This is a genomic window from Kitasatospora aureofaciens (genome assembly GCF_019192735.1).
In the GTDB taxonomy this organism is placed as follows: domain Bacteria; phylum Actinomycetota; class Actinomycetes; order Streptomycetales; family Streptomycetaceae; genus Kitasatospora; species Kitasatospora aureofaciens_A.
In genome coordinates, this window is record NZ_JAHTKP010000026.1 from 58057 (window position 1) to 82803 (window position 24747).

Genomic DNA, 24747 nt, shown 5'->3' on the forward strand with positions numbered 1-24747 from the left:
CACGGGCCCCAGCCCAGCGACTGGCCGGGCAGCCCGGCGGCGCGCCGGTGCCGCACGAGGGCGTCGGCGAAGGCGTTGGCGGCGGCGTAGTTGCCCTGGCCGGGCGCGCCCGCCGTGCCGGCGAAGGAGGAGAAGACGACGAAGGCGGCGAGGCCGAGTTCGCGGGTGGCGCCGTGCAGGTGCCACAGGGCGTCGGCCTTGGGCCGCAGGACGGCGGCGAGGCGTTCGGGCGTCAGCGACGCGATCACACCGTCGTCGAGGACACCGGCGGCATGCACCACGGCCGTCAGCGGGTGCTCGGCCGGGACACCGGCCAGCAGCCGGTCGACGGCCGCGCGGTCGGTGAGGTCGCAGGCCTCGACGGTGACCCGGGCGCCGGCCTCGGTGAGCCCCGCGGCCAGGTCGGCGGCGCCCTCGGCGGCGGGGCCGCGGCGGCTCGCCAGCAGCAGGTGCCGGACGCCGTGTTCGGCGACCAGGTGGTGGGCCAGGAGGGCGCCGAGCCCGCCCGTGCCACCGGTGATCAGGACGGTCCCCTCGGGGTCCCATGCGGCCGCGGTCCCGGTCCCGGTCTCTGCGCCCGCCCGGGCCAGCCGGGCCGCGAGCACCGCGCCGTTGCGGACGGCCAGCTGCGGTTCGTCGCCGCCGAGCGCCCGTTCGGGCAGCGGGCCGCCGGCCGGGTCCAGGTCGACCAGCCCGAACCGGCCGGGATGTTCGGCCTGCGCGGAGCGCACCAGGCCCCAGACGGCGGCCGCGGCCACGTCCGTGACGGCGTCGTCCGCACCGGTGGCGACCGCGCCACGGGTCACGAAGACCAGCCGGGAGCCGTCGCCCGCCTCGTCGGCGAGCCACTGCTGGAGGTGGGTCAGGGCCCGGGCCGTCAGCGCGTGGGCCGAACCGACCGGGTCGGCCGGATCGCCCGCGAGCGGCACCAGCACCACGTCGGTCCGCGCCCCGCCCGCCTGCGGCAGCGTGCCCAGCCCGAGCGGGTCCGCGCCCAGGACGGCCACCGAGGCGGGCGCCTCGGCGCCGCCGCGCGGCCGCGTCCAGCGCAGCTCGAACATCGTGTCCCGGCCCGGCCCGGCCCCCGCGCCCGCCATGGCCGGCAGCGCCCGCAGCAGCAGCGAGCCCACCGAGGCGACCGGGCCGCCCGCGGCATCGGCGACCGCGACCGCCACCGAGTCCTCGCCCGCCGGGGACAGCCGCACCCGCAGGGCCGAAGCCCCGGCAGCGTGCAGGCTGACGTCCTGCCAGGAGAACGGCACCCCGCCCTGCCCCAGGAACGCCGTGGCGTGCAGCGCCGCGTCCAGCAGCGCCGGGTGGATCCCGAACGCGCCCGCCTCGCCGCTCGCCCCCTCGTCCAGCGCGACCTCGGCGAACACCTCCTCGCCCCGGCGCCAGGCGGCGCGCAGCCCACGGAAGGCCGGGCCGTAGCCGAAGCCGGCGCCGGCCAGCCGCTCGTCCAGGCCGTCCAGGTCGAGCGGTTCGGCGCCGGCCGGCGGCCACGCGGTGAACTCCTCGACGGAGGCGCGGTGTTCACCCGGCGCCAGGAGGCCGTCGGCGTGCTGGGTCCAGGGGGCGTCCTCGGCGCCCTCCGGGCGGGCGTAGATGCCGACGGTGCGCCGCCCGGTCCCGTCGGGCCGCCCGGCCCAGACCTGCACCTGCACGCCGCCCTGCTCGGGCAGCGGCAGCGGCGCGGTGAGGGTGAGCTCCTCGACCCGGTCGCAGCCGACCTCGTCGCCCGCGCGGACGGCGAGCTCCAGGAACGCCGTGCCGGGCAGCAGCACGGTGCCGTTGAAGGCGTGGTCGGCCAGCCAGGGGTGGGTCCGCAGCGAGAGCCGGCCGGTCAGCAGCAGGCCGTCGGCGTTGGCGAGCGAGACGGCGGCGGCGAGCAGCGGGTGGTTGGCCGAGCCGAGCCCGGCGGCCCGGACGTCGCCGGTGCCGGCGAGCGCGCTCTTCGGCCAGTAGCGCCGGTGCTGGAAGGCGTAGGTGGGCAGGTCGGCGTGGTGGGCGCCGGTCCCGGCGAAGTAGGCGTCCCACTGCACGGGCACGCCCCGGACGTGCAGGCCGGCCAGCGCCTCGGTGAGGGCCTCGGTCTCGTCGCGGCCCGGCCGCAGGGCGGCGAGCGCGGTCGCCTGCTCGTCGAGGCAGGTCTGGGCGAGGGCGGCGAGCGTGCCGTCCGGGCCGAGTTCGAGGAGGAGTCCGGCGCCGTGGCCGCCGAGCCAGCCGACGGCGTCGGCGAAGCGGACGGCCCGGCGGGCCTGGTCGGCCCAGTAGTCGGCGGAGGTCAGCTCCTCGACGGTGGCGAGCGCGCCGGTCAGCGTCGAGACGATCGGGATGACCGGCGCCTGTGGAGAGAGGCCGGCGACGACGGCGCGGAACTCGTCGAGCATCGGCTCCATCAGCGGCGAGTGGAAGGCGTGCGAGACGCGCAACCGGCTTACCTTGCGGCCCAGTTCGGCGAAGTGCGCGGCGACGGCCTCGACCGGCCCGGCCTCGCCCGCGACGACCACGGCCTGCGGGCCGTTGACGGCCGCGACCGACAGGCCGTCACCGAGCAGCGGACGGACCTCGGCCTCGCTCGCCTGCAGCGCGACCATCGCGCCGCCGGCCGGCAGCGCCTGCATCAGCCGGGCCCGGGCGCAGACCAGGGTGGCGGCGTCGGCGAGCGAGAACACCCCGGCGACGTGCGCGGCGGCGATCTCGCCGACCGAGTGGCCGGCCAGGAAGTCCGGCCGGACGCCCCAGGACTCCAGCAGCCGGAACAGCGCCACCTCGATGGCGAACAGCGCGGGCTGGGCGTGGCCGGTCCGGTGCAGCAGGTCCTCGTCGGTGCCCCAGATCACCTCGCGCAGCGGCCGGTCGAGCCGGCCATCGAGCTCGCCGAGCACCTCGTCCAGCGCCGCGGCGAACACCGGGAAGCGGGCGGCCAGTTCGCGGCCCATGCCGAGCCGCTGCGAGCCCTGCCCGGCGAACAGGAAGGCGAGCTTGCCCCGGCCCCGGGTGGTGCCCTGCACCAGGCGGCCGTCGCTCTGCCCGGCCGCCAGCGCGGCGAGCGCGGCGGTCACCTCGGCGCGGCCGGAGGCGGTGACCACGGCGCGGTGCTCCAGGGCCGCCCTGGTGGTGGCGAGCGCGCGGGCGAGGTCGGCGTCGGTACCGGTGGCATCGCCCTCCAGGAAGGTGCGCAGCCGCTCGGCCTGCGCCCGCAGCGCCTCCGGGGTGCGGCCGGAGACGAGCCAGGGCAGCACCCCCGGTTCCACCGGGTCGGCCTCGGCGGGCTCGGCCTCCGGGGCCTCCTCGATGATGGCGTGGGCGTTGGTGCCGCTGAGGCCGAAGGAGGAGACGCCGGCCCGCCGCGGCTCGGCGCCCTGCGGCCAGGCGGTCGCCTCGGTGAGCAGCCGGACGGCGCCGGACTCCCAGTCGACGTGCGAGGACGGCACGTCCACGTGCAGGGTCTTCGGCAGCAGGCCGTGCCGCAGCGCCAGCACCGTCTTGATCACCCCGGCCATGCCGGCCGCGGCCTGAGTGTGGCTGAGGTTCGACTTCACCGAGCCGAGCAGCAGCGGCCGCTCGGGGTCGCGTCCGCGCCCGTACGTGGCGAGCAGCGCCTGGGCCTCGACCGGGTCGCCGAGCACGGTGCCGGTGCCGTGCGCCTCGACCACGTCGACCTGGTCGGCGGAGAGCCGGGCGTTGCGCAGCGCCTGCTCGATCACCCGCTGCTGGGACGGGCCGTTCGGCGCGGTCAGGCCGTTGGAGGCGCCGTCCTGGTTGACCGCGGTGCCGCGCACCACGGCCAGCACCCGGTGCCCGTTGCGCCGGGCCACCGAGAGCCGTTCCAGGACCAGGACGCCGACGCCCTCGGCCCACCCGGTGCCGTCGGCGGAGTCGGCGAAGGACCGGCAGCGGCCGTCCGAGGCCAGCCCGCCCTGGCGGGCGAACTCGACGAACGTGGTGGGGGTGGACATGACGGTGACGCCGGCGGCGAGCGCCAGGCCGCACTCCCCCGCCCGCAGCGACTGGGCGGCCAGGTGGAGGGCGACGAGCGAGGAGGAGCAGGCGGTGTCCACCGTGACGGCCGGGCCCACGGCGCCGAAGACGTAGGAGAGCCGGCCGGAGATCACGCTGGTGGCGTTGCCGGTCAGCACGAAGCCCTGGACGTCGTCGTCCGGGCCGGTGCGGTAGTCCTGCGGCATCGCGCCGACGAAGACGCCGGTGCGGGTGCCGCGGATGGTGGTCGGGTCGATGCCGGCCCGCTCGAAGGCCTCCCAGGACGCCTCCAGCAGCACGCGCTGCTGCGGGTCCATGGACAGCGCCTCGCGGGGCGAGATGCCGAAGAAGCCGGGGTCGAAGTCGGCGGCGCCCTGCAGGAACCCGCCCCGGACGTCGGTCGGCCCCTCCGCCGGGTCGAGCTCCCACCCGCGGTCGGCCGGCAGGCCCGTGATGCCGTCCTCGCCGGCGACGAGCATGGCCCAGAGGTCCTCCGGGCTCGCCACCCCGCCGGGGTAGCGGCAGCTCATGCCGACGACGGCGATCGGCTCGCGGGCGGCCGCCTCCAGTTCGTCCACCCGCTGCCGGGAGCGCTGGAGGTCCGCGCTGGCCCGCTTGAGGTAGTCCCGGAGCTTCTGTTCCTTGTCCATCATCGACGCAACCCATCTGGAAGACCGGCGAACGGCAGGGGGATCCGCTGTGGACAGCCCGCGTGCTCCGCACGCGCAGCGCTCGCATTCCCGCACTCCAGCGCCCAGTCTCGATCCGGCCCGCGCGGAATTTCCCTAGATCAGGTCACCAACGCCGGGCCGACTCTAGGGATTTGCCGGGGCGTTCGGCTGGATCGTCAGTTGCGCGAGCCAGGGGTGCGGCCCGTCGGGCGACGCCCCGGGCCACCGACGTCGACGAGGATCACCGCCATGCCCGAATCCGTCCTGCGCGGCAACCCGCCGAGACCGCCGCGGACTTCCCCCGAGGGTGCCGCGGACGAGGCGGCGGCCGAACTCACCGAGCTCGACGAGCAGCTGATCGCCCAGCTGGTCCAGCGGATCCGGATGGCCCGCGGCCACCAGCTGAGCCGGCGCGCCGCCGGGCTGCCGACCAGCAGCCTCGCCCAGGAGAACGCCATGCTGCGCCGGTACGCCGCCCGGCTCGGCGATCCCGGCGCCGGGATCGCGCTGGCGATCCTGGAGCTGTCCCGCCCGTCGTCCGGCCCGGCCCCCGAGCAGCCCTGACCGGGAAAGGGCGGTGGGGACCGGCCGACCCGGTCCCCACCGCCCTTTCCCGCGGGAGCGCCGTCACCAGCGCGCGCCCGCCAGCACTTCGTCGTAGTCGCGGGCCAGCCGCGCCTGTTCGAGGTCGGACTCGACCATCATCCGCATCAGTTCGGGGAAGTCGACCTTCGGCTCCCAGCCCAGCGTGCGGCGCGCGTTCTCCGCGTCGGCGCAAAGCGTCTCCACCTCGGCCGGCCGCACCAGCCCCGGGTCGACGGCCACATGGTCCTCCCAGTTCAGCCCCACGCACTCGAAGGCGATCCGGGCGGCGTCGCGGACCGAGTGCATCCGGCCGGTGCCGATGACGTAGTCGCCCGGCTCGTCCTGCTGGAGCATCAGGTGCATCGCCCGGACGTAGTCCCCGGCGAAGCCCCAGTCGCGGACCGCGTCGAGGTTGCCGAGCAGTAGCCGGTCCTGCAGGCCCAGCTTGATCTGCGCGACCGCGAGGGAGATCTTCCTGGTCACGAACTCCGCCCCGCGGCGCGGGGACTCGTGGTTGAACAGGATCCCCGAGACGCCGTACATCCCGTAGGACTCGCGGTAGTTGCGGGTGATGTAGTGCCCGTACGTCTTCACCACGCCGTACGGGCTGCGCGGGTGGAACCGGGTGGTCTCGTTCTGCGGGGTCTCCGCGACCATGCCGAACATCTCGGAGCTGGATGCCTGGTAGAACCGGATCTGCCCCGCGCCACCGGCCGGTGCGGCCGGCTTGTTGATCCCGCTGACCATCCGGATCGCCTCCAGCACCCGCAGCACGCCGGTGCCGTTGACCTCGGTGACCAGTTCCGGCTGCCGCCAGGACATCGGCACGAAGGAGATCGCCCCGAGGTTGTACACCTCGTCGGGCTGGATCGTGTCGACGGCCGAGACCAGGCTGCCCTGGTCCATCAGGTCGCCGTCGACGAACCGCAGCTCCGGGATCAACCGGCTGACCCGGTCCTTCCGCGGATTCGCCTGCCCCCTGGTCAGGCCCCAGACCTGGTACCCCAGGGAGATCAGGTGCTCGGCCAGGTACGACCCGTCCTGGCCGGTCACCCCGGTGATCAGTGCACGCTTGGACATCCATTCTCCTTCAGCCACTGCTCGCGGGCCGATTTCGGCACAGTCAGCGAACCAGAGGCACCGCTAAGGAATTTGCGAGACTTCCGGCCCGTTGGCGAACACGGTCCGTCGCTGCCTCGGCGGGGCGGGCGCCCGCCCTCGGAGAACGGCGCGGCCCCGGCGCGGGGTGCACCGGGGCCGGGCTCTCGGTCGAACCGATCTGTCAGCAGCCGAAGTTGATCAGCCGGAACGTCGCGTAGTGGTCGCTGGTGTAGTAGTCCTCGTGGGACCGCTTGCCGGTGACGATCCGGCGGGTGCCGCGGGTCGGGGCGCCCGGGGTCACCACGGTGTACTCGTGGTAGTAGCCGTAGGACTGGCGCGGGAGCACGCTGCCCTTGTTCTGGAAGACGACGCCGTCCTGGCTGTACGGGAACGGCCCGTTGGAGGCGATCAGGTTGAGCGTGGTTCTGGCCTGCAGCGGCAGGGCCGTGAGGCAGACGTTGCCGCTCACGGCGGCGTTCGCGTCGGTGGCGACCGCGACGGGGGCGAGGGTGATCAGGGCGACGGTGGCGGCGGTGGCATAGATCTTCCACGCGCGTAGAGTTCGGGTCATGCCACTGAGTGTGCGAGCCTCGGGCCCGCTCGGGAAGCCCCGTGACAACTCTTCATTTCCTGGTAACTCCCGCTACGTGCAGGTGACTTGAGCACGTCAGCGACCGCGCAGGCGGTGCACCAGATTGCCGGCCGCCATCGGCCATCGCGGGTACTCGAAGGCGAAGCCCGCGTCAAGCAGCCGTCCGGGCACGACCCGGCGGCTCTTCAGTAGCAGTTCGGTGTCCGAGCGGAGCGCGAACGCGCCCAGTTCGGCCATCCAGCGGGTCGCGGGCAGCGCCAGCGGCACGCCCCAGGCCGTGCGCAGCGCGCGCATGAACTCCCGTTGCGGGAGCGGGTCCGGGGCGGCGAGGTTCACCGGCCCGGCGAGGTCGTCCCGGGCGACCAGGAACTCGACGGCGCGGGCGAAGTCGCGGTCGTGGATCCACGAGACGTACTGCGCGCCGCCCGCGATCGGGCCGCCGGCGCCGAGCCGGGCCAGCCAGGACAGCGCGTCGAAGGAGCCGCCGCGTTCGGGGCCGAGGACGACGGCGGTCCGCAGAGCGACCTTGCGGGTGTGCGGGGTGTCGGCCTCCTGCTGGGCCCGCTCCCAGGCGCGCGCGATGTCGATGCTGTAGCGCCAGTACGCGGGGGCGTCGGGCTCGTCGCCGCCGATCAGGCCGTCCCGCTCGTCGTTGGGCGCGTCGTAGCGGTGGGAGTAGACGGTGGCGGTGCTCATCTGCAGCCAGACGGCCGGCGGGCGCGCGGCGCCGGCGACGGCCTCGCCGAGCACCCGGGTGGAGTTGATCCGGGAGTCCATCATGGCCCGCCGGTTCTCCTCGGTGTAGCGGCAGTTGACGCTCCGACCGGCGAGGTTGACCACGACGTCGCTGCCGTCCACCTCGGCCGTCCAGCGGCCGGGAGTCTCGCCGTCCCAGCCGACCTCGCGCTCGCGCTGGGGCCGACGGGTGAGGATCACGACGTCGTGGCCGGCGGCGGTCAGGGTGCGGTCGAGCAGCCTGCCGAGGTGCCCGGATCCTCCGGGTATGACGATCTTCATCAGGCTCCCCCTCATGTCCGGCTCTGAGCGTAACCCGAAACTTGAACACGTTCAAAGTCGGCCCGCTGAGGCACGGTAAAGCCATCGGGGAGCAGGTTGAAGCCAGCGGGCAAGGCGCGCTGAAACCGTCGCGGGTGCGCTGAAACCACGGTGCAACCGCGCTGAAAGCGGCCTCCCGCAAGCTTTCAGTCGTCAAGCCGAACGATCGCCAAAGAGAGGCCGAACCGATGACCGCGGACCCCGTCCACCTGACCCCCGAGGACATCGAGAACCCGGTCGGCGCCTACGCCGCCTTCCGCACCCAGGCCGAACTCCCGCAGGTCGTGCTCCCCGGCCTGGAGACCCCGGTCCGCCTCGTCACCCGCTACACCGACGTCAAGGCGGCCCTCATCGAGCCCCGCCTCATCCGCGACCGCTCCAGCATCCCCGGCGGCACCGAGGGCTCCGACCCGCAGGACGAACTGCTGGCCGCCGCCTTCGAGGCCTTCCCCGCCGACTACGCCAAGTACCTCACCGGCCACCTCGCCCTCTTCGACGGCGAGGAACACGCCCGCCGCCGCGCCCCGTTGACCCGCGCCTTCACCGCCCGTCGGATCGCCGCCCTGCGCACCTTCGTCGAGCGCACCGCCGCCGAGCTGCTCGACGAACTCGCCGCCAAGGACGAACCGGCGGACCTGCTGGGCGAGTTCGCCTACCCGCTCACCACCTACGTGATCTGCGAACTCGTCGGCGTCGAGGCCGCCGACCGGGCCAAGGTCTGCGCGTGGATCCGCGACTTCGCGTACGGCGACGGCAGCCGGATGGCGGACGGGCTGGTCGGCATCGTCGACTACGTCAAGGAGCTGATCGCCCGCCGGCGGACCGAACCCACCGAGGACCTGATCTCCGCACTCATCCACGGCCTCCGCGAGGGCGACGAAGCACTCGACGAGGACGACCTGGTGACCGTCGTCTTCCTGCTGATCAACACCGGCATCACGCCGCCCGCGCTCTTCCTCGCGCACGGCCTGCTCGCCCTCTTCGACCACCCCGACCAGCTCGCCCGCCTGCGCGCCGAGCCGCAGCTCCTGGAGCGCGCCGTCCCCGAGCTGCTGCGCTACGTCACCCTGGTCCGGATCGGCGCCACCCTGTACGCCACCGAGGACTTCGAGTTCGCCGGGACGGCCCTGAAGAAGGGCGACACCGTCACGGTCGCCCTCCTCGCCGCCGACCACGACCCGCAGGAGTACGGCGACGCCCCCGAACGCCTCGACGTCGCCCGCGAGTTCGGCCGCGGCGACGGCCACCTCGCCTTCGGCCACGGCGCCCACTACTGCCTCGGCGCGGCCCTCGGCCGGCTGGTCACGTCGGTCGTCCTGGACGAGGTGCTCCTGAAGCGCCCGGACACCGCCCTCGCCGTCGGCCGGGAGGAGCTGGAGTTCGGCCACTGGCCGGCCGACGGCTTCCACCTGCTGAAGCTCCCGGTCCGCCTGTGACCCCGGGGCGGCGTACGAGGACACCCGCCTCGTACGCCGCCGGGCCGGCCCGCGGGCCGGCGGATCTCCCCCGGCGGGGGGGGACGGCTCCGGGCCTCCGGAACGACGTGCCGCCGGCGGGCATCGGCCAGGCTGGACGCATGACCACTCCCGCTCCCGCACCCCGTTGGGCGATCCGAGCCGCCCACGCCGCAGCCCTCACCGCCGTGCCGTCCGGGCTGTGGCGGATCGCGATGGCCCTCGGCCTTCCGGTGGGCTACAGCGACGAGGTGCTCCGCGAGAGCTTCCACATCCCCGGCTGGGGTGCGGCCTACGTCGTCGGGCTCAGCGTGGCCACCGAGGCCTTCGCCCTACTGACGCTCGGCCTGGTCCAGCCCTGGGGCGAGGTGGTGCCGCGCTGGATCCCGGTCATCGGTGGCCGGCGCGTCCACCCGCTCGCCGCCGTCGTCCCCGCCGCCGTCGGCGCACTGGCCCTCGTCCTCCTCTGGACCGACCTGCTGTTCTGGTGGAGCGTAGACGAGAAGCCGGCGATGCTCGGACCCTGGCACACCATCGTCGGCATCCTCTACCAGCCGCTGGTCCTCTGGGGCCCACTGCTCGCCGCCGTGACGGTCTCCTACTACCGCCGCCACCGCTGACGACCGGCGGACGCCGGCCTCAGCCGGTCCTCAACTGCCCGAACCCTTGCGGACCAAGCCCAGGGCCACCTCCGCCAGCGCCTCCCGCTCCAGGCCCGCGTACGACGAGACCGCCGCCTCGTACGCCACCCGGTCGGCCGCCTCCGCCGCGAGGCGGGCCCGCTCCGAACCCATCGTCGGCCCGAACGTGCGCAGGCACCGGAACCGTTCCGCCAGAGCGATCAGCCGCACCCCGGTGACATCCTCCCCATGCGCGAGTGCCGACGCGCCGAACGCGAGCAGCAGCGCCCCGGCGAGCGGGATCTCCACCAGGTCGCCGGTCGGCCGGGCCAGCAACGCGGCCAGCCGGTCCGGGAGTTCCGCGGCCGGCTCCGCCACCTCGTCCAGGCGGCCGTGCCAGGCGTGGGCGGTCACGCAGGCCGCCTCCAGCTCCACCAGCCAGGACGCGCCCGCGAGCGGCCCCGCCGGCCGCCCGGGCAGGCCGGCCGCCCGGCGCCACAGGGCCAGGCCCGCCTCGGTCTCGCCACGCGCGAGCGCGATCTCGGCCCGCACCCCGAGCTCGGGGGTGAGCAGGTCGACGGCCTCCTCCGGCCGGTGCCGCACCGCCTGGTCCAGCCAGTGCTCCGCCGCGTCCAGGTCGCCGCTCTGCAGGTTGCCGATGACCAGGCCCCAGCGCAGGTTCAACATGTCGTTCCAGTCGCCCAGTTCGTCCAGGACGAGCATGGCCTCGCGCATCAGCGGCAGCGCCTCCGCACCACGCTCGGTCTGCAGGCACAGCTCGCTGACCCGGGACAGCGCCAGCACCCGCAGCCACGGCACCGGCAGCGGCCCGAACACGTCGAGCGACCGGCGCGCGGAGGCCATCGCCCGCTCCGGCTCGTGCCCCGCCTCCCACAGGTAGCCGGCCAGCCCCTCGGCGACGCCCGCGAGCAGCGGCTCGGGCCCGTCGCACCAGGCCCGGAGGCGGCCGCGCTCCGGGCCCAGCACCTCGGGGACGGCCGCCATGACGGTAGCGACCGCCCGGGCGGCGGTGTCCGGCGCGGACGGCGGCAGTCGGCGCAGCGCGGCGAGGTGGCGCAGCGGGCCGACCCCGAAGCCGAGGCCGCCGCCCACCATGAACAGGCCGTTGACGGTGACCAGGGCCGTCAGGGTGCGGACCGCCTCGACGGTCTCCGGCCCCGGCCGCAGGCGGGAGACGAGCCCGCCGGTGTCCTCGGCCAGGGCCGTCAGCCGGACGTAGTTGCCCTCGGTGGTCCACAGGCCTGCGAGGACGGCGGCGACCGCCGCGACGGTCTCCGCGTCCTCGCCGGCCAGCCCGAGCCGCAGGGCGCGGACGAGGTTGTCCCGCTCGGCCCGGATCAACCGCCAGGCACGGACCGCCTCGAAGCCGAACGGCCCGTCGTGGTGGCGGAGGCCGAAGTTGCGTGCCCATGCAGTGAATTGACGCTCAATCAATTCACTCTCCCCGGCCTGCTCACGATGGACGGCGCCGAACTCCCGGACGGTCTCCAGCATCCGGAAGCGGCTGCCGGACGGCGTGTCCGTCAGCTTGAGCAGCGACTGGTCGACGAGGTCCTCCAGCACCCCCAGGGCATCCGCATCCCCGAACTCCTCGTGCCCGCACAGCAGATGCTCGGCAGCCTCCGCCGTGAAGCCGCCGGGGAAGACGGAGAGCGCGCGGAGCGCGGCCCGGCCGGGCGGATCGAGAAGGTTCCAGCTCCAGTCGACGACGGCCTGCAGGGTGCGGTGGCGCTGCGGCGCGTCCCGGGCCCCGCCGCGCAACAGCGCGAACCGGTCCGCCAACCGGCCGGCGATCTCGGCGACGGACATCACCCGCACCCGGGCCGCCGCCAACTCGACTGCCAGCGGCAGCCCGTCGAGGCGGCGGCACAGTTCCGCCACGGGCCCGGCGGGCAGCTCGACACCGGGCCGGGCCGCCCGGGCTCGCTGGGTGAACAGTTCGACGGTCGTCGCCTCGTCCAACTCCGGGAGCAGGTAGACGGATTCGGCGGAGATGCCGAGCGGCGCGCGGCTCGTGGTGAGCACCCGCAGGTCGCGGGTGACCGCGACCAGGGCGTGGACGAGGTCGGCGACGCCGCGCACCACCTGCTCGCAGTTGTCCAGGATCAGCAGCACGGGCCCGGGACCGAGAGCGGCCGCGATACCGGCCGGTGTCGCCGCCTGTTGGGAGTCGAGGGCCGAGGCGATCGCGCCCGCCACCTCGTCGTCGCCGGCGACCCCCGCCAGCGCCACCAGGTGCACGGCCCGCTGCTCCGCCTCCCGCCCGACGGCGGCGGCCAGCCGGGTCTTGCCGAGCCCGCCGGGCCCTACGACCGAGGTGACGCGGGAGCCGCGCACCAGCGCCATGACCGCCGCGATGTCGTCGGCCCGGCCGAGCAGGGCGTTGGGCTCGTGCGGCACCCCGCGCCGGACGACGGGCGCCTCGGCGCGCAGCAGCTCCTGGTGCAGGGCGCGCAGCGCGGGGCCCGGGTCGGTGCCGAGTTCGTCCCGCAGGGCGCGGCGGTACCGGTCGTACCGCGCGAGCGCGGCCGCCGCCCCGGCGGTGTCCGCTTCGCAGCGCAGGAGTTCGAGCAGCAGCTCCTCGTCCCGGGGCTGCGCCGCCATGACCGCCGCGAGCGGCCCGACGGCGTCCGCGGGACGCCCGGTACGGGCAAGGCCCAGCGCCCGGCCGCGAAGCAGCGCACGGTACGTCACCACCCGCTCGGCACGCAGCGCGGAGACCGGGTCGGCACCTTCCACGTCTCCGTCCCCGTCCCACAGCTCAAGCCCCGCCTCCGCCTCGGCGAGCGCCCCCGCATGGTCCCCCGCACGCGACTTCTCGGCACAGGCGGCCGCGTGCAGCAGCACGGCGGAGGCGTCGACCTGCTCCTCCCCCAACCCCAGCCGATAGCCGGTCGGCGTACTGACGATCACCTCCGCCCCGAGCCGCGCCCGGGTCCGCGACACCAGAATCTGCAACGCCTTCCCCGGCCGCTCCGGCTGCGCCTCGGGCCACAACCCCGCGACCAGCCGCCCACTGCTGCACCCACCCCGTACCTCCCCCGCCAGCAACGCCAACAACCCACGCACCCCGGGAGCGGTGACCTCCTGCCCACGGAAGGAGACCGCCGACAGAACACTCAGCTTGATCGTCACCGCGCCAGGCTAGTACCCACGTTCGACCCCGTGACGCCGGCGACCGGTTGAGGCTGCCGGCGGACTGCCGCGCGGCCCGCCCCCGCGCAGCGCGGGCCTTCACCCGGTGAGGGCACCCCGGAGGAACGCGGCGATCTCCGCCCGGCGGCGCAGGAAGTCGGCGTGGTCGACTTCCCGTACCGAGGCCGGGTCGAACAGCGAGCGCTCCCGCCGGTTGAGGTCTGCATCAACCCACCGCTGCTCGCCGACACCTACGAACCCGGCCCCGGTCCGCTGCGGACCGGGGCCGAGTGGCGTCGAAGCAGCGCAGCTCAGTACAACTTGACCGACGCGTCGTCGATCAGGAACGCGGTCTTCCCGCTGGTCGAGTGGGCGACCAGCTTGATCCCCACCGTGGACCCGAACTCGGCCGCCACGGACGGCGTCAGGTCGAAGGACTGCGGCCGGTAGGCGTCGGTCGCGTCCAGGTTGCTCCAGGTCTTCACGGTCGCCATGTAGTTGCCGCTCCACTGGTCGTAGAGCTGCAGCGAGAGCGTGTCGACCGCCGTGCCGCCGGGGGCGGAGGCGCCCTGGGCGCTGCCCGTGATGTTCAGCCAGAAGGAGAGGTGTTCCTTGGTGTACCCGGGGGTGGTCTCCACCCACTGGGTGATCGAGTCGTCGTTGGCGGTGCTCTGCCCGAGCCACGCGTACGTCGAGCCGCTGTGCGCCTGGTGCGCGGTGGAGGGGGTGATGACGTTGTAGCCGGAGGCGTTCCAGACGCCGTGGTCGGCGGTGCCGTTCTCGAAGCCCGGGTCGTTGAGCTGCTCGATCGCGGTGCAACCGAGCTGCGGGCCCCGGAAGAACCCGGCCCGGAAGGTCTGGCTCTGGGTGTTGCCCCGGTCGTCCCGGCCGGTCACGGTGATGTTCTTCCAGCCGGTGGTGTGGGTGGTACCGGTGATGCGGCCGGTGGCCGGGTCGATCCGCAGGCCGGCGGGCAGGCCCTTGGCGCTGTACGTGATCGGGCGGCCGTCGCGGTCTGAGGCGAGGACCGGGATGTCGACCGGCTTTCCGCTCTGGACGGTCTGCTCGCAGGGCTGCGTGACCAGCAGCGGTGCGTTGGCGAAGACCGGGTCATCGCCCATGCACAGGTGGTCGTAGTTGGACCAGGTGGTCTGCACCGGGAAGACGCCGGTGGAGAGTTGGAGGTTGAACATCCCGCCGTTGCGCCCGACCGGGATCCAGGAGCACTTGTCGCCGTTCTCCTGGCCGGTGGCGTCCGTCCAGGCGCCGGAGGCGTTCTGGTCGGTGATGGTCTCGGCGTACTCGTGGCCGCCGATGATGCCGTAGCCGTCGAGCCGGCCGCGGGCGCCGGGGTTGATCCAGTTGGTGCCGCAGGCGGGCACGTCGGTCAGGTACGGCATCAGGGTGTAGGCGAGGGTGCCGGCCGAGCTGCGCATGAAGGTGTGCCAGGCGCAGTAGCCGAGCTCCTTCCACTTGTCGGAGTCCAGGCCCTGCCCGGTGTTGATGATGTACTGCACGTCACGGTTCCCGTTCGGGTCCGCATTGCCGAAGTGCTTGGCGGCGGCGACGACTTCGGCCGCGATCTCCGGTTCGGTGGCGGCCTTCGGGGCGGGGGCCGCGTTGTCCACCCACACGCCGGCGAGGGTCTGGTCGGCCACCGGCATGCCGACGTGGTTGGCGTCGGCCGGACAGTAGGACGAACCCGCCGCGATGCCCTCGCAGTACTGGGTCATCACCCGGGACCAGGTGTCGGTGCTGCTTCCCAGCCCCTTGAAGAAGTCCTGCTGGTAGGGCGCGGCGCTGTCGGGGTCGCCCGAGAGCCTGACGTTGCCGGTGGCCGGGTCAGTGCTCGGGGTGCCCCACTGGCTGCCCCAGTAGATCAGGTAGACCTTGGGCTGACCGGTGGTGACGCCGATGGAGTCCTGGCCGCCCCGGTACGTCATCTGCAGGTCGTAGTTGTTGCGCGGCGCAGCGGTGCCGGCCGTGGACTTGGCCGCCTGGCGCTGGGCGAAGGTCGTCGCATTGGGCATCACGTGCGGCCGGGTGGCGCCGACTTGCACCCAGGTGCCGTCGATCTGCCGCCAGCCCTCGGCGGCGGGGTGCGGGTCGGCGGGCGCGGCGGACGGAACCGGAGACGGCGACGGCGGCTGCGCCTGGGCGGAGGCCGTACCGGCGGTGGCGAGGCCGAGCGCGAGGGCGAGGAGCAGCAGCTTTCCGGGCGACCCGCCAAGGCGGGAGCGTGCTGTGGGCACAGGGAGGTCCTGACTCTCGGTGAAGGAGCTGGGGACGATAGCGGCCACCCGTGCACGCCCGTTGACGAGCGCCCGGTGCGGCATGTGAAATGACACATGTCACCCGTCACATGGGTCAAGACCCATGCGCTGAGGTTCGCGTCCGGACTTGTCCGGCGCGCCGCGTTTGAACGTTCAAACCTGCCCCCCACCGAACGGCCCCCAGGAGCCCCCCATGCCCGCCACCCGCGCCCTGCCGTCGGGCCTCGCCGTAATCTCCGCCATAGCCGTCCTCGCCGCCCAGGCGGCCGGTGCGGCCCCGGCCCTGGCGGCCGGCGAGGCGCCGGTGGACGGCGGAAGCTACGTCATCTCGTCCACGCTGGACGGTAGTTGCCTCGGGCCACAGTACGCCCAGGCCGCCACCGGCACCCCGGCCGTCGCGGCCGCCTGCCAGGGGCTGCTCAGCCAGCGCTGGCAACTCCGCCGCAGCGGCGCCGGACACCTCCTCGTCAACGCCGCCACCGGCCGCTGCCTCACCGTCGACGACAAGGCAGCGAACACCGCCGACTGCACCACCGCCGTGCCATTCACCGTCTCCTCCGCCCCGGACGGCTTCACCCTGACCACGAGAGGCCGCTGCCTCACCGCCCCACCCCGGACCACCGCCCCGATCCGCGCTCAACACTGCACGCAGAAGCCCGCTCAGCACTGGAAACTGACCCGCACCGAGCCGCTCGTCCTCGCCAACCCCGGCTTCGAACAGGGCACCACCGGCTGGACGTTCACCGCCCACACCGGCGTCGCCACCAACAACCCGCACACCGGCACGCGCCTCGCCTACCTCGACGCGGGCACCGGCTACCGGGTGAGCCAGCAGGTCACCGCCGTCACCGCCGGGACGTACGACCTGTCCGCCTGGATCGCGAGCGGCGCGGCCGGCGGCAGGTTCTCGGTCGGCGTCAACGACGTCACCGTCCGCGAGCTCACCCTCCCCGACCAGGCCGTCTACGCGAAGTACACGCTCCCCCGGGTACGCCTCGAAGCCGGCGACCGGCTCACCCTGGCCATCGACTCCTCCCCCGCCGGCTGGGTCAACGTGGACGACGCCTCGGTCGCCCCCTCCGCCCCCAACGACCCGCGGATCAGCTCCTCCGACCCCGAGGCCGTCGCCCTGTTCGACTGGGCCAAGACCAAGGCCAACAGCTGGGTGCAGCAGGCCGGCGCCCCCGGCATCGTCAACCTGGACGAGAACCACCCGAACGGCACCGGCACCGCCACCTACGACACCACCTACTGGGCCGGCTACCCGTTCCGCTCCGACTTCTACAGCCGCGACTTCGCCCACCAGCTGGTCGGCGCCCACCTGTTGGGACTCGACGCCCAGAACAAGACCATGCTGCGCGCCTTCGCCGCGTCCGCAACCGACGTGAACAAGCTCTACCCGGTCTGGTCGGTCAACTTCGACGCGAAGACCTACGGCAGCATCGACTACCGCAGCCCCGCGAGCTTCGTCCGGGAGCTGCCCGCGCCGTTCGAGCTGGTCGAGAAGGCCGGCGAGGCGTACCGGTGGACCGGGGACGGCGACTACGCCGACGATCCCACCCTCACCGGCTACGTCCGGAACACCCTCGGCCCGTTCGTCGCCGGCCACCCCGGCCCGGTCGACAACGGCGGCGTCCCGATCCCGCAGGCCACCAGCCGGAGCATCTTCGCCGGGACCGCCAGCTACGCCGAGAACGCCACCAGCACCTACGCCCAGGCCGGCGACGCCCTCGGCGCCCAGTACCAGGCCTACCTCGCCGCCGCGACGCTCGCCGACGCCCGGGGCGACGCCACCGCCGCCGACGGTTACCGGCAGGCCGCCGCCACGCTCAAGCAGTACGTCAACTCCACGTGGAGCGTGGACCCGCAGCACCCGGGCGAGGTCGTCCACGGCTACGACACCGCCCGCCGGCCGGTCACCGGCTGGGGCTACGAAGCGAGCATCCTGATGCCCGCGAAGCGGCTGCTCGACCCGGGCCCGCGCAGGGACGCCTACCTCGCGTACGTCGACGCACAGGACTCCGGCCCGCAGCACTCCACCAACCTGGAGGCCTACACCTACCTGCCGGACGCCTTCTTCGCCGGCCAGGACGGCGACACCGCGTGGAAGTGGATGCGGGAGATCTACCGCGGCGCCGACCAGGTCCACGCCAGCGGCCGGATGCTGAACGGCGACTACCCCGAGGTCCCGTTCACCCTGCTCACCCAGACCGTCCAGGGCCTGCTCGGCGTCGAGCCGGACGCCGCCGCCGGCACGGTGGTGACGGCCTCCCGGCTGCCCGCGTCGATGGGCTGGCTCCAGGTCGCGGACATCCCGGTCGGCGACGGCAGCGTGACGGTCCGGCACGACGGGCGGGGCAGCAGCACGCTCACCAACACCGGGACGTCGGAGCTGACCTGGGAGGCCCGCTTCCCCGGCGCGCACTCCGGGATCACCGTCGACGGCGTCGCCCGCCCGGCGCGGACCACCACCGTGGATGGCACGACCTACACCGTCGCCACTGTCCCCCTCGCCCCCGGGCAAACCGCGACGGTGGCCGTCACCGGCTGACACCCCCGGGGGCCTACCGCTCCGGCGCCTTGACCCGGACCGCCTCAGGGGGCCGAGCGGTGGCCGACTGTCAGCCGGCAGTGGCAAGGTGGGGAGCATGTGCGGCCGCTTCGTCTCCACCACCACGCCCCAGGACCTCGTCGGCCTGCTCGGCGAGCTCCGCTGGGATCCCGCCGAGGCCTTCGCGCCGAGCTGGAACGTCGCGCCCACCGATCCGGTGCCGGCCGTGCTGGAGCGGGTGGACCGCGAGACCGGCGAGCTGGTGCGCCAGTTCCGCCCGCTGCGGTGGGGCCTCGTCCCGTCCTGGTCCAAGGACCCGTCCGGCGGCGCGCGCATGATCAACGCCCGCTCGGAGACCGTCAACGAGAAGCCCGCCTTCCGCAAGGCCTTCGCCACCCGGCGCTGCGTGATCCCCGCCGACGGCTACTTCGAGTGGCGCGAGGTCCCGGCCGAGGCCGACCGGAAGAAGTACAAGCAGCCGTACTTCCTGAGCACCGGGTCCGTGATGCTGATGGCCGGGCTCTACGAGTTCTGGCGCGACCGCACCCGCGCCGACGACGACCCCGCCGCCTGGCTGGCCACCACGACCATCATCACCAAGGACGCCACCGACACCGCCGGGCGCGTGCACGACCGCATGCCGCTGACGATCGCCCCGGACGACGTGGCGAGCTGGCTCGCCCCGGACCTCACCGACCCCGACGAGCTCCACCACCTGCTCCGCAGGCCCGGCGACGGGGCCCTGCGCGTGCGGGCCGTGTCGACGGCCGTCAACAGCGTCCGCTCCAACGGGCCCGAGCTGCTGGCGGACGCGCCGGACCCGCTGGGGCTGGCGGACTGAGCTCCGCCGGCCACCGGCCCGCGGGAATCTGCTGACAGCCCGCTCCGTCACCACTACCGTTGGCGAGCGGAACCGAAAACGGGGGTGGGGCGCCGAAGTGATCACGTCGAGGACGACGCATGTCCGGCCCGAGGGCGGACTGCCCGATCACGAGGCGTTCGAGCAGCGCCGGCGCCCGTCCGCGCCCTCCGCGACCGCCGGCAACCCGCACACCGAGCAGCGCACCGTCGTCCTGCCGCCCGCCGCCGCGCAGGCCGCACTGACCGTCGAGGCAACGCCCCCGTGGCACAACCTGCCGCCCACCTCCGGCGGCGGGCTCGTCGGGCGGGACGCCGCGTTACGGGCCATCGCCGAGGCGCTCTCCGACGGCGACGGCAGCGGCCTGGTCACCCAGGCCACCACGCTGCACGGCCTCGGCGGCGTCGGGAAGACCACCCTCGCCCTGCACTACGCCTACGCCAACGCCGACCGCTACCGCCTGATCTGGTGGATCACCGCCGAGTCCGAGGAGCAGCTCGCCGAGGCGTTCGCCGACCTCGCCGTCCAGCTCCACCCGTCCTGGGCGCTCACCGCTCCCCCGGGCCAGCAGGTCGAGTGGGCGCTGGCCTGGCTGCGGGCCCACGACCGGTGGCTGCTCGTCTTCGACAACGCCGAGGACCCGCTCCACCTCACCCCGTACCTCGGCCGGCTCCTCGGCTGCGGCCACCAGCTCGTCACCAGCCGGCGCGCGAGCGGCTGGCACCCCGGCATCCGGCGCGTCCGCATCGACGTCCTGGACGCCCCCGAGGCCGCCCGGCTGCTCTGCGACACCGCCTACCCCGGCGCGGCCATCGACCCGGCCGAGCAGGGCGAGGCCCAGGCGCTCGCCGACGAGCTCGGCCACCTCCCGCTCGCCCTCGCCCAGGCAGGGGCGTTCGTCCAGCAGACCCGCACCACGTTCGCCGCCTACCGCCGCCGCCTGCTGCGCTCGGCACGTCCGGGGGCCGTCCCCAGCGCCGTCGACACCGTGGCCCGGCTCTGGCAGACCACCCTGCGCACCGTCCAGACCACCGCCCCGTTCGCCGTCGAGCTGCTGCGCACCCTGGCCTGGTACGCCCCGGAGGCGTTGCCGCGCGAGGCGCTGGTGCCCTTCGGCGGGCGGCGGCCGGACGAGGTCGACGCCGCACTCCAGTTGCTCGCCGACTTCAACCTCATCACCCTCGGCCGGACCACCGTCGCCGTCCACCGCCTGCTCCAGACCGTCCTGCGCACCGCCGAGGGCGGCGGGAAGCTGCGCCGGCGCGCCGAGCGCCGGCTGGCCGAGGCCGCCGTCCGGCTCTGGCCCGACGCCGACCTGCGGATCCGCCGCGCTCTGCTGCCGCACATCCGCGAGCTGGCCGCCACCGGCCCGTCCGAGCAGCCCACGGCGGACACCATCGCGCTGTACCGGCTGGCCGCCGACGAGCTCTCCGACAAGGCGCAGCGGGTGTTCGCCATCCCGCTGGTCACCGCGCTGGCCGACGGCCAGGCCCGGCTGCTCGGCGCCGACCACCTCGACACGGTCACCACGCGCGGGCGGCTCGCCGAGCTGCACGCCCGCACCGGCGACCCGGCACGGGCGATCGACATGACCCGGGCGGTCCTGGCCGACCGCACCCGGCTGCTCGGCCCCGAGCACCCCGCCGCCCTCGCCGACCGCAACACGCTCGGCCACGCATACCGGCGGGCGGGCGAACACGCCCGGGCCGTCGAGGAGTTCACGGCCGTGGTGGCCGACCGGTCCCGGGTGCTCGGCGCCGACCACCCCGACACCCTGTCCAGCCGCGCGGGCCTCGCGTACGCGCTCCAGACGGCCGGGCGGCACGCGGAGGCGGTGGCCGAGTTCGAGCGGCTGCTCGCGGACGCCACCCGGGTGCTCGGGCCCGACCACCCGGACACCCTGACCCACCGCATCGGCCTGGCCTTCGCCCGACTCAGGTCCGGTGAGCACCGGTTGGCCGTCGCCCTGTACGAGGAGGCGGTCGCCGACCGGATCCGGGTGCTCGGCGCCGACCACCCCGACACACTCACCAGCCGCGGCTGGCTCGCGTCCGCCCGCGCGGTGGCCGGCGACCACCCGGCGGCCGTGGCCGGGCACGAGGCCGTCGTCCGTGACCGAACCCGCGTCCAGGGCGCCGACCACCCGCAGACCCTCGCCGCCCGCTGCCGGCTCGCCACCGCCCGGGGCGAGGCGGGCCGCCCGGCGGCGGCCGTCACCGAGCTCGCGGCCGTGGTCTCCGACTACACCCGGGCGCTGGGACCCGACCACCCCGCCACCCTCGACAGCCGCAACGGTCTCGCCTGCGCCCACCGCGACGCGGGCGAGCCCCGCCGCGCCGTGGAGCAGCACAGGGCCCTGACACGCGACCGGGCCCGCGTTCAGGGCCCCGACCATCCCGACGCCCTGAAGGAGCGCGGCGACCTCGCGTACGCGTTGCGGCTCGCGGGCCCGAGCCACCGCGAAGTGCCGGAACGCGAACGGCTGGTGGCCGACCGGATCCGCGTGCAAGGACCCGGCCACCCGCACACGCTGGAAGAGCGCGCCGACCTGGCCCGGGCGCTCAACGCCGCCGGGCGCCTCCTCGCTGCGCTCGCCGAATGGGAAAGGCTGGTCGCCGATCACACCCGGGTGAGCGGAGCCGATCACCCCGCGACCCGGATCGCCCGGTTGCACCTGGCCCAGGCCTACGGTGACGTCGGCAACCACCTCCGCGCGGTGGAGCTGTGCGACGGGGTGGTCGCGGACTGGCTGCGGATCGCGGGCCCGGACCACGTGGGCACCCTCCACGCCCGGTGGTGGCAGGTCACCGTCTGCCTGGACGCGGGTGACCACCGGCGCGCGCAGGAACTGATCGCCGCACTGGTCGCGGACTGCACCCGGATCCAGGGCCCCGACCACCCCGACACCCTCAACACCCGCATGTGGCAGGCCATGACCTTCCACCGAGCGGGCGAGCACCACCGCGCCCTCGAACTCTGCGAGTCGCTGCTGGCCGACCGCACCCGGACCCAGGGGCCCGACCACCCCGACACGCTCGACACGCGCCACTGGCAGGCGACGTTCCACCGGGAGTCCGGCTACGCCCACCGTGCCATCCGCTGCTTCGAGCAACTTGCCGCCCAGCGTGCGCGCGCCCGCGGCACGGACCACCCGGAGACGCTGAGCGACCGCCTGGGACTGGCCCGGTCCCACACCGCCGCCGGGAACCACACCCACGCGCTGTCGCTGTACGAGCCCCTGATCGCCGACAGCGCCCGGATCCAGGGCCCCGACCACAGTGACGCCCTCAACACCCGCTGGTGGCAGGCCGCCGCGCACCGCAACGCGGGCGACCACCGTCGCGCGGCCGAACTCTTCGACCGCTTGGTCGCGGACTCGACGCGTGCACACGGACCCGATCACCCCGACACCCTCAGAAACCGTACGTGGCAGGCCATCGCCTACCGGGACGCGGGCGACAACGACTGTGCGATCGGCTTCCTGGAGGCCCTCTCGGCCGACCGCACCAGCGTCCAGGGCGCCCATCACCCCGACACCCTGTCGACCCTCGCCGAGCTGGCCTGGGTGTACTCGGGGGCCCAGGACCACAGCCGCGCGATCCAGCTCTTCGAGACGCTCGCCGAACTCCGGGACCGGACTCAGGGCCCCGACCACCCCGACACACTCAGGGCCCGCACCTCACTCGCCGCGGCCTGCCGCGTCGCGGAGGATCACCAGCGTGCGATCGGGCTGTACGAGGGCCTGCTCGCCGACCGTACCCGGATCCAGGGCCCCGACCATCCGGAGGTCCTGAACGCCCGGTACTGGATCGCCTCGGAACGCCTGGCGGAGCGCGACCTCGACCTCGCGGTGGAGCTCTCCACCGCACTGCTGGCAGACCGGGAGCGGGTCCTCGGGCCGGACCACCCCGACTCCCTGAGCACGCGTTCGCTGCTCGCCCGCGTCCACCACGAGGCGAGCCGCCATCGGCTCGCCGCCGAACTCCGTGAGGCGCTCGTCCGGGACCGGCTCAGGATCCAGGGCCCGGACCACCTCGACACCCTCAAGGAGCGCGCCGACCTCGCCGACGCGCGGTTCGACGCGGGCCTGTGCCGTCAGGCCCGCGCGGACCGCGAGTCCCTGGTCGCCGACCGGACCCGGGTCCAGGGCGCCGACCACCCGGACACCCTCAGCCTGCGTTCCTTCCTGGCCTGGACGTACCAGGAGGTCGGCGAGGCAGAGCTCGGCGTGGAGTCGTATCGCGAGCTGGTGGCAGAGCGGACCCGGGTCCAAGGGCCGGATCACCCGGACACCCTCGACGAACGGGGGAACCTTGCCCAGGCCCACCTCCGCGCCGGTCACCATCGCGCGGCGATCGGCGAGTACCAGGCCTTGGCCGCCGACCGGACCCGCATCCACGGTCCTGACCACGCCGACACACTCACCACCCTGTCCGCCCTGGCCTACGCGCTGCGCCGGAGCTGGCGGCACGAGCGCGCCGGTGTCCTCTACGAGGCCGTCCGCGTGTCCCTCACCCGACTGCGGGGGGCCGATCATCCCGACACCTGGGACGCCTGGGACGACATCGCGCTCAACCACCGCGATGCGGGCCGCTACGACGAATCCGTGACCTGCCACCGGACCGCCATTGACCTCGCCACCGCCGACCTGGCCGAGGAGGACCCTCTGGTCCTGAAGTTCCGCCGCGACCTGGCCGAGACCCGCCTGACGGCCGACGCCCTCGACGAAGCGGTGGACGACTACAAGTCCGTGGCCGACGGCGTGGCGCAGCTGGTGGACGAGGAGCATTCGTCGTCCATCTGGGTCGGCTCCGAGCTCGCCGTCGCCCTTCAGCTCCGCGGTGACCACACCGCAGCGCTGGGTCTGGCCGCCGACCTCGCCCGAACCGCCCGGGGGAGCCTGGACAGGACCTACGAGGGGATCCTGTTCGCCCGCAGGGTCCACGCCCTGCTGCTGGTCGAGGGAGACCGTCCGCAGCGCGCCGTCGTCCTCCTGGAGGAGCTCGTCGAGGAGGCGACCGACAGCCGCGGTCCCCGCCATCCCGTGACCGTGAGCCTCCGCCAGAGCCTGGCCCACGCCCGGTTCCGGGCCGGCGATCCGGCCGGGGCGGTGCGGGTGTACGCGGGCATCGTCGCGGACCGCGCCCCGGAGGCCGGGCCGGCGGCTCTCTCCGCGCTGGGCGACGGCCACCGCAACCTCTCCGAGCGGATGCTGTCCGTCGGTGCCCTACGGCCGTGGGAGATCAAGGCTTCCCCGACCCTGGCGATCGGCCTTGCCGAGGCGCTCGCGGCGGCCGGACGCCGCGAGGCCGCCCGGGAGTCGCTGGTCGCCGTCTGTGCCGGGCGGGACGCGGTCATGGGCCCCGGTCATCCGCTGGCGGTGGAGAGCGGGCTCTCCCTCGTCCAGCTGGACGAGGGAGAGCCCGCGCCCCTCCCGGCCGCGCCCATCTGCCGGGTGCCGGAGCCGCCCCTGCCCGCCCGGCTCACGCGCCGCACGTCCGTCACCGTGTCCCGCACCGCCTGGCGCCCTGTTATCACGCTGCTCGACGAGCCCGCGGTCGGCGCCGCCGTCCGGCTCCACCTCCGGCTGGAGCCGGACGTGCCGGACGCCGATCCGGGCGGGCTGCCGGAGCTGCGGCTGGTGGCCGCCGTGGCCTCGGACGCCGTGCTCGAACCCACCGTCGCCGACTGCGCCCCGGCCGGGGAGCCGGCCACGTTCGCGCTGGTCCCGGCCTTGCCGGGGCCGCACCGGGTCCGGATCACCGTGTACGACCGGGGTCATGGCGCCGCCCTCCAGGACCTCGCCGTCGTCGTGGACGTGCCGCATCCGCAAGAGCAGGAGTAA

At 74.3% G+C, this 24747-nt stretch carries 12 protein-coding genes (1 of these 12 only partly in view); 6 read left to right on the forward strand and 6 right to left on the reverse strand.

The window, feature by feature from the left end; genetic code table 11:
- Positions 1 to 4634, reverse strand: the 5' end (the start) of a protein-coding gene (locus KV557_RS23785) for a type I polyketide synthase (protein WP_218203521.1). Its footprint begins 23491 nt before the window's first position; the window shows 4634 of its 28125 coding nt (coding positions 1-4634); its start codon is at positions 4632 to 4634; its stop codon lies off the left edge, out of view.
- 270 nt (positions 4635 to 4904) lie between these two features.
- On the opposite strand from KV557_RS23785, the gene KV557_RS23790 reads away from it, so the two are divergent.
- Positions 4905 to 5219: a chorismate mutase gene (locus tag KV557_RS23790; protein WP_218203489.1), complete on the forward strand. Its 315-nt coding sequence runs from the start codon at positions 4905 to 4907 to the stop codon at positions 5217 to 5219.
- Between the two features lie 63 nt (positions 5220 to 5282).
- On the opposite strand, the gene KV557_RS23795 is transcribed toward KV557_RS23790, so the two are convergent.
- The 3 genes from KV557_RS23795 to KV557_RS23805 all read right to left on the reverse strand — a co-directional run bounded on the left by KV557_RS23795 (position 5283) and on the right by KV557_RS23805 (position 7950).
- Positions 5283 to 6320: a GDP-mannose 4,6-dehydratase gene (locus tag KV557_RS23795; protein WP_218203490.1), complete on the reverse strand. Its 1038-nt coding sequence runs from the start codon at positions 6318 to 6320 to the stop codon at positions 5283 to 5285.
- A gap of 202 nt (positions 6321 to 6522) precedes the next feature.
- Positions 6523 to 6912, reverse strand: a complete 390-nt coding sequence (locus tag KV557_RS23800; protein WP_218203491.1) for a ribonuclease domain-containing protein — start codon at positions 6910 to 6912, stop codon at positions 6523 to 6525.
- Positions 6913 to 7008: 96 nt separating this feature from the next.
- Positions 7009 to 7950 (reverse strand): TIGR01777 family oxidoreductase, encoded by a 942-nt coding sequence (locus tag KV557_RS23805; protein WP_218203492.1) that lies wholly within the window; start codon positions 7948 to 7950, stop codon positions 7009 to 7011.
- 227 nt (positions 7951 to 8177) lie between these two features.
- Between KV557_RS23805 and KV557_RS23810 the strand changes: the two genes are divergently transcribed.
- Both KV557_RS23810 and KV557_RS23815 read left to right on the forward strand, forming a co-directional pair.
- Complete coding sequence (locus KV557_RS23810) at positions 8178 to 9425, forward strand: cytochrome P450 (RefSeq protein ID WP_218203493.1); 1248 nt, start codon at positions 8178 to 8180, stop codon at positions 9423 to 9425.
- Between the two features lie 140 nt (positions 9426 to 9565).
- Positions 9566 to 10063, forward strand: a complete 498-nt coding sequence (locus tag KV557_RS23815; protein ID WP_218203494.1) for a hypothetical protein — start codon at positions 9566 to 9568, stop codon at positions 10061 to 10063.
- 30 nt (positions 10064 to 10093) lie between these two features.
- Here KV557_RS23815 and KV557_RS23820 read toward each other — a convergent pair whose 3' ends face one another.
- Entirely contained in the window at positions 10094 to 13219 is a 3126-nt protein-coding gene (locus KV557_RS23820) for an ATP-binding protein (RefSeq protein WP_218203495.1), read from the reverse strand.
- Positions 13220 to 13530: 311 nt separating this feature from the next.
- A complete protein-coding gene (locus tag KV557_RS44535; RefSeq protein WP_218203496.1) occupies positions 13531 to 15471 on the reverse strand; it encodes an Ig domain-containing protein in 1941 nt (646 codons plus the stop codon).
- Between the two features lie 214 nt (positions 15472 to 15685).
- Between KV557_RS44535 and KV557_RS44155 the strand changes: the two genes are divergently transcribed.
- The 3 genes from KV557_RS44155 to fxsT all read left to right on the forward strand — a co-directional run bounded on the left by KV557_RS44155 (position 15686) and on the right by fxsT (position 24747).
- Positions 15686 to 18043 (forward strand): RICIN domain-containing protein, encoded by a 2358-nt coding sequence (locus KV557_RS44155; protein WP_218203497.1) that lies wholly within the window; start codon positions 15686 to 15688, stop codon positions 18041 to 18043.
- A gap of 97 nt (positions 18044 to 18140) precedes the next feature.
- On the forward strand, positions 18141 to 18884 hold the full coding sequence (locus KV557_RS23835; RefSeq protein ID WP_218203498.1) for an SOS response-associated peptidase: 744 nt from the start codon (positions 18141 to 18143) through the stop codon (positions 18882 to 18884).
- Positions 18885 to 18981: 97 nt separating this feature from the next.
- The gene (gene fxsT, locus KV557_RS23840) at positions 18982 to 24747 is read left to right on the forward strand and encodes an FxSxx-COOH system tetratricopeptide repeat protein (RefSeq protein ID WP_218203499.1); all 5766 of its coding nucleotides are present in this window, start codon (positions 18982 to 18984) and stop codon (positions 24745 to 24747) included.

Bases quoted from the DNA above. Each gene is read 5' to 3' on its own strand.
- KV557_RS23805 (WP_218203492.1), bottom strand. From the start codon at position 7,950: ATGAAGATCGTCATACCCGGAGGATCCGGGCACCTCGGCAGGCTGCTC.
- KV557_RS23835 (WP_218203498.1), top strand. From the start codon at position 18,141: ATGTGCGGCCGCTTCGTCTCCACCACCACGCCCCAGGACCTCGTCGGC.
- KV557_RS23790 (WP_218203489.1), top strand. From the start codon at position 4,905: ATGCCCGAATCCGTCCTGCGCGGCAACCCGCCGAGACCGCCGCGGACT.
- KV557_RS23795 (WP_218203490.1), bottom strand. From the start codon at position 6,320: ATGTCCAAGCGTGCACTGATCACCGGGGTGACCGGCCAGGACGGGTCG.
- KV557_RS23810 (WP_218203493.1), top strand. From the start codon at position 8,178: ATGACCGCGGACCCCGTCCACCTGACCCCCGAGGACATCGAGAACCCG.
- KV557_RS44155 (WP_218203497.1), top strand. From the start codon at position 15,686: ATGCCCGCCACCCGCGCCCTGCCGTCGGGCCTCGCCGTAATCTCCGCC.
- KV557_RS23800 (WP_218203491.1), bottom strand. From the start codon at position 6,912: ATGACCCGAACTCTACGCGCGTGGAAGATCTATGCCACCGCCGCCACC.
- KV557_RS23815 (WP_218203494.1), top strand. From the start codon at position 9,566: ATGACCACTCCCGCTCCCGCACCCCGTTGGGCGATCCGAGCCGCCCAC.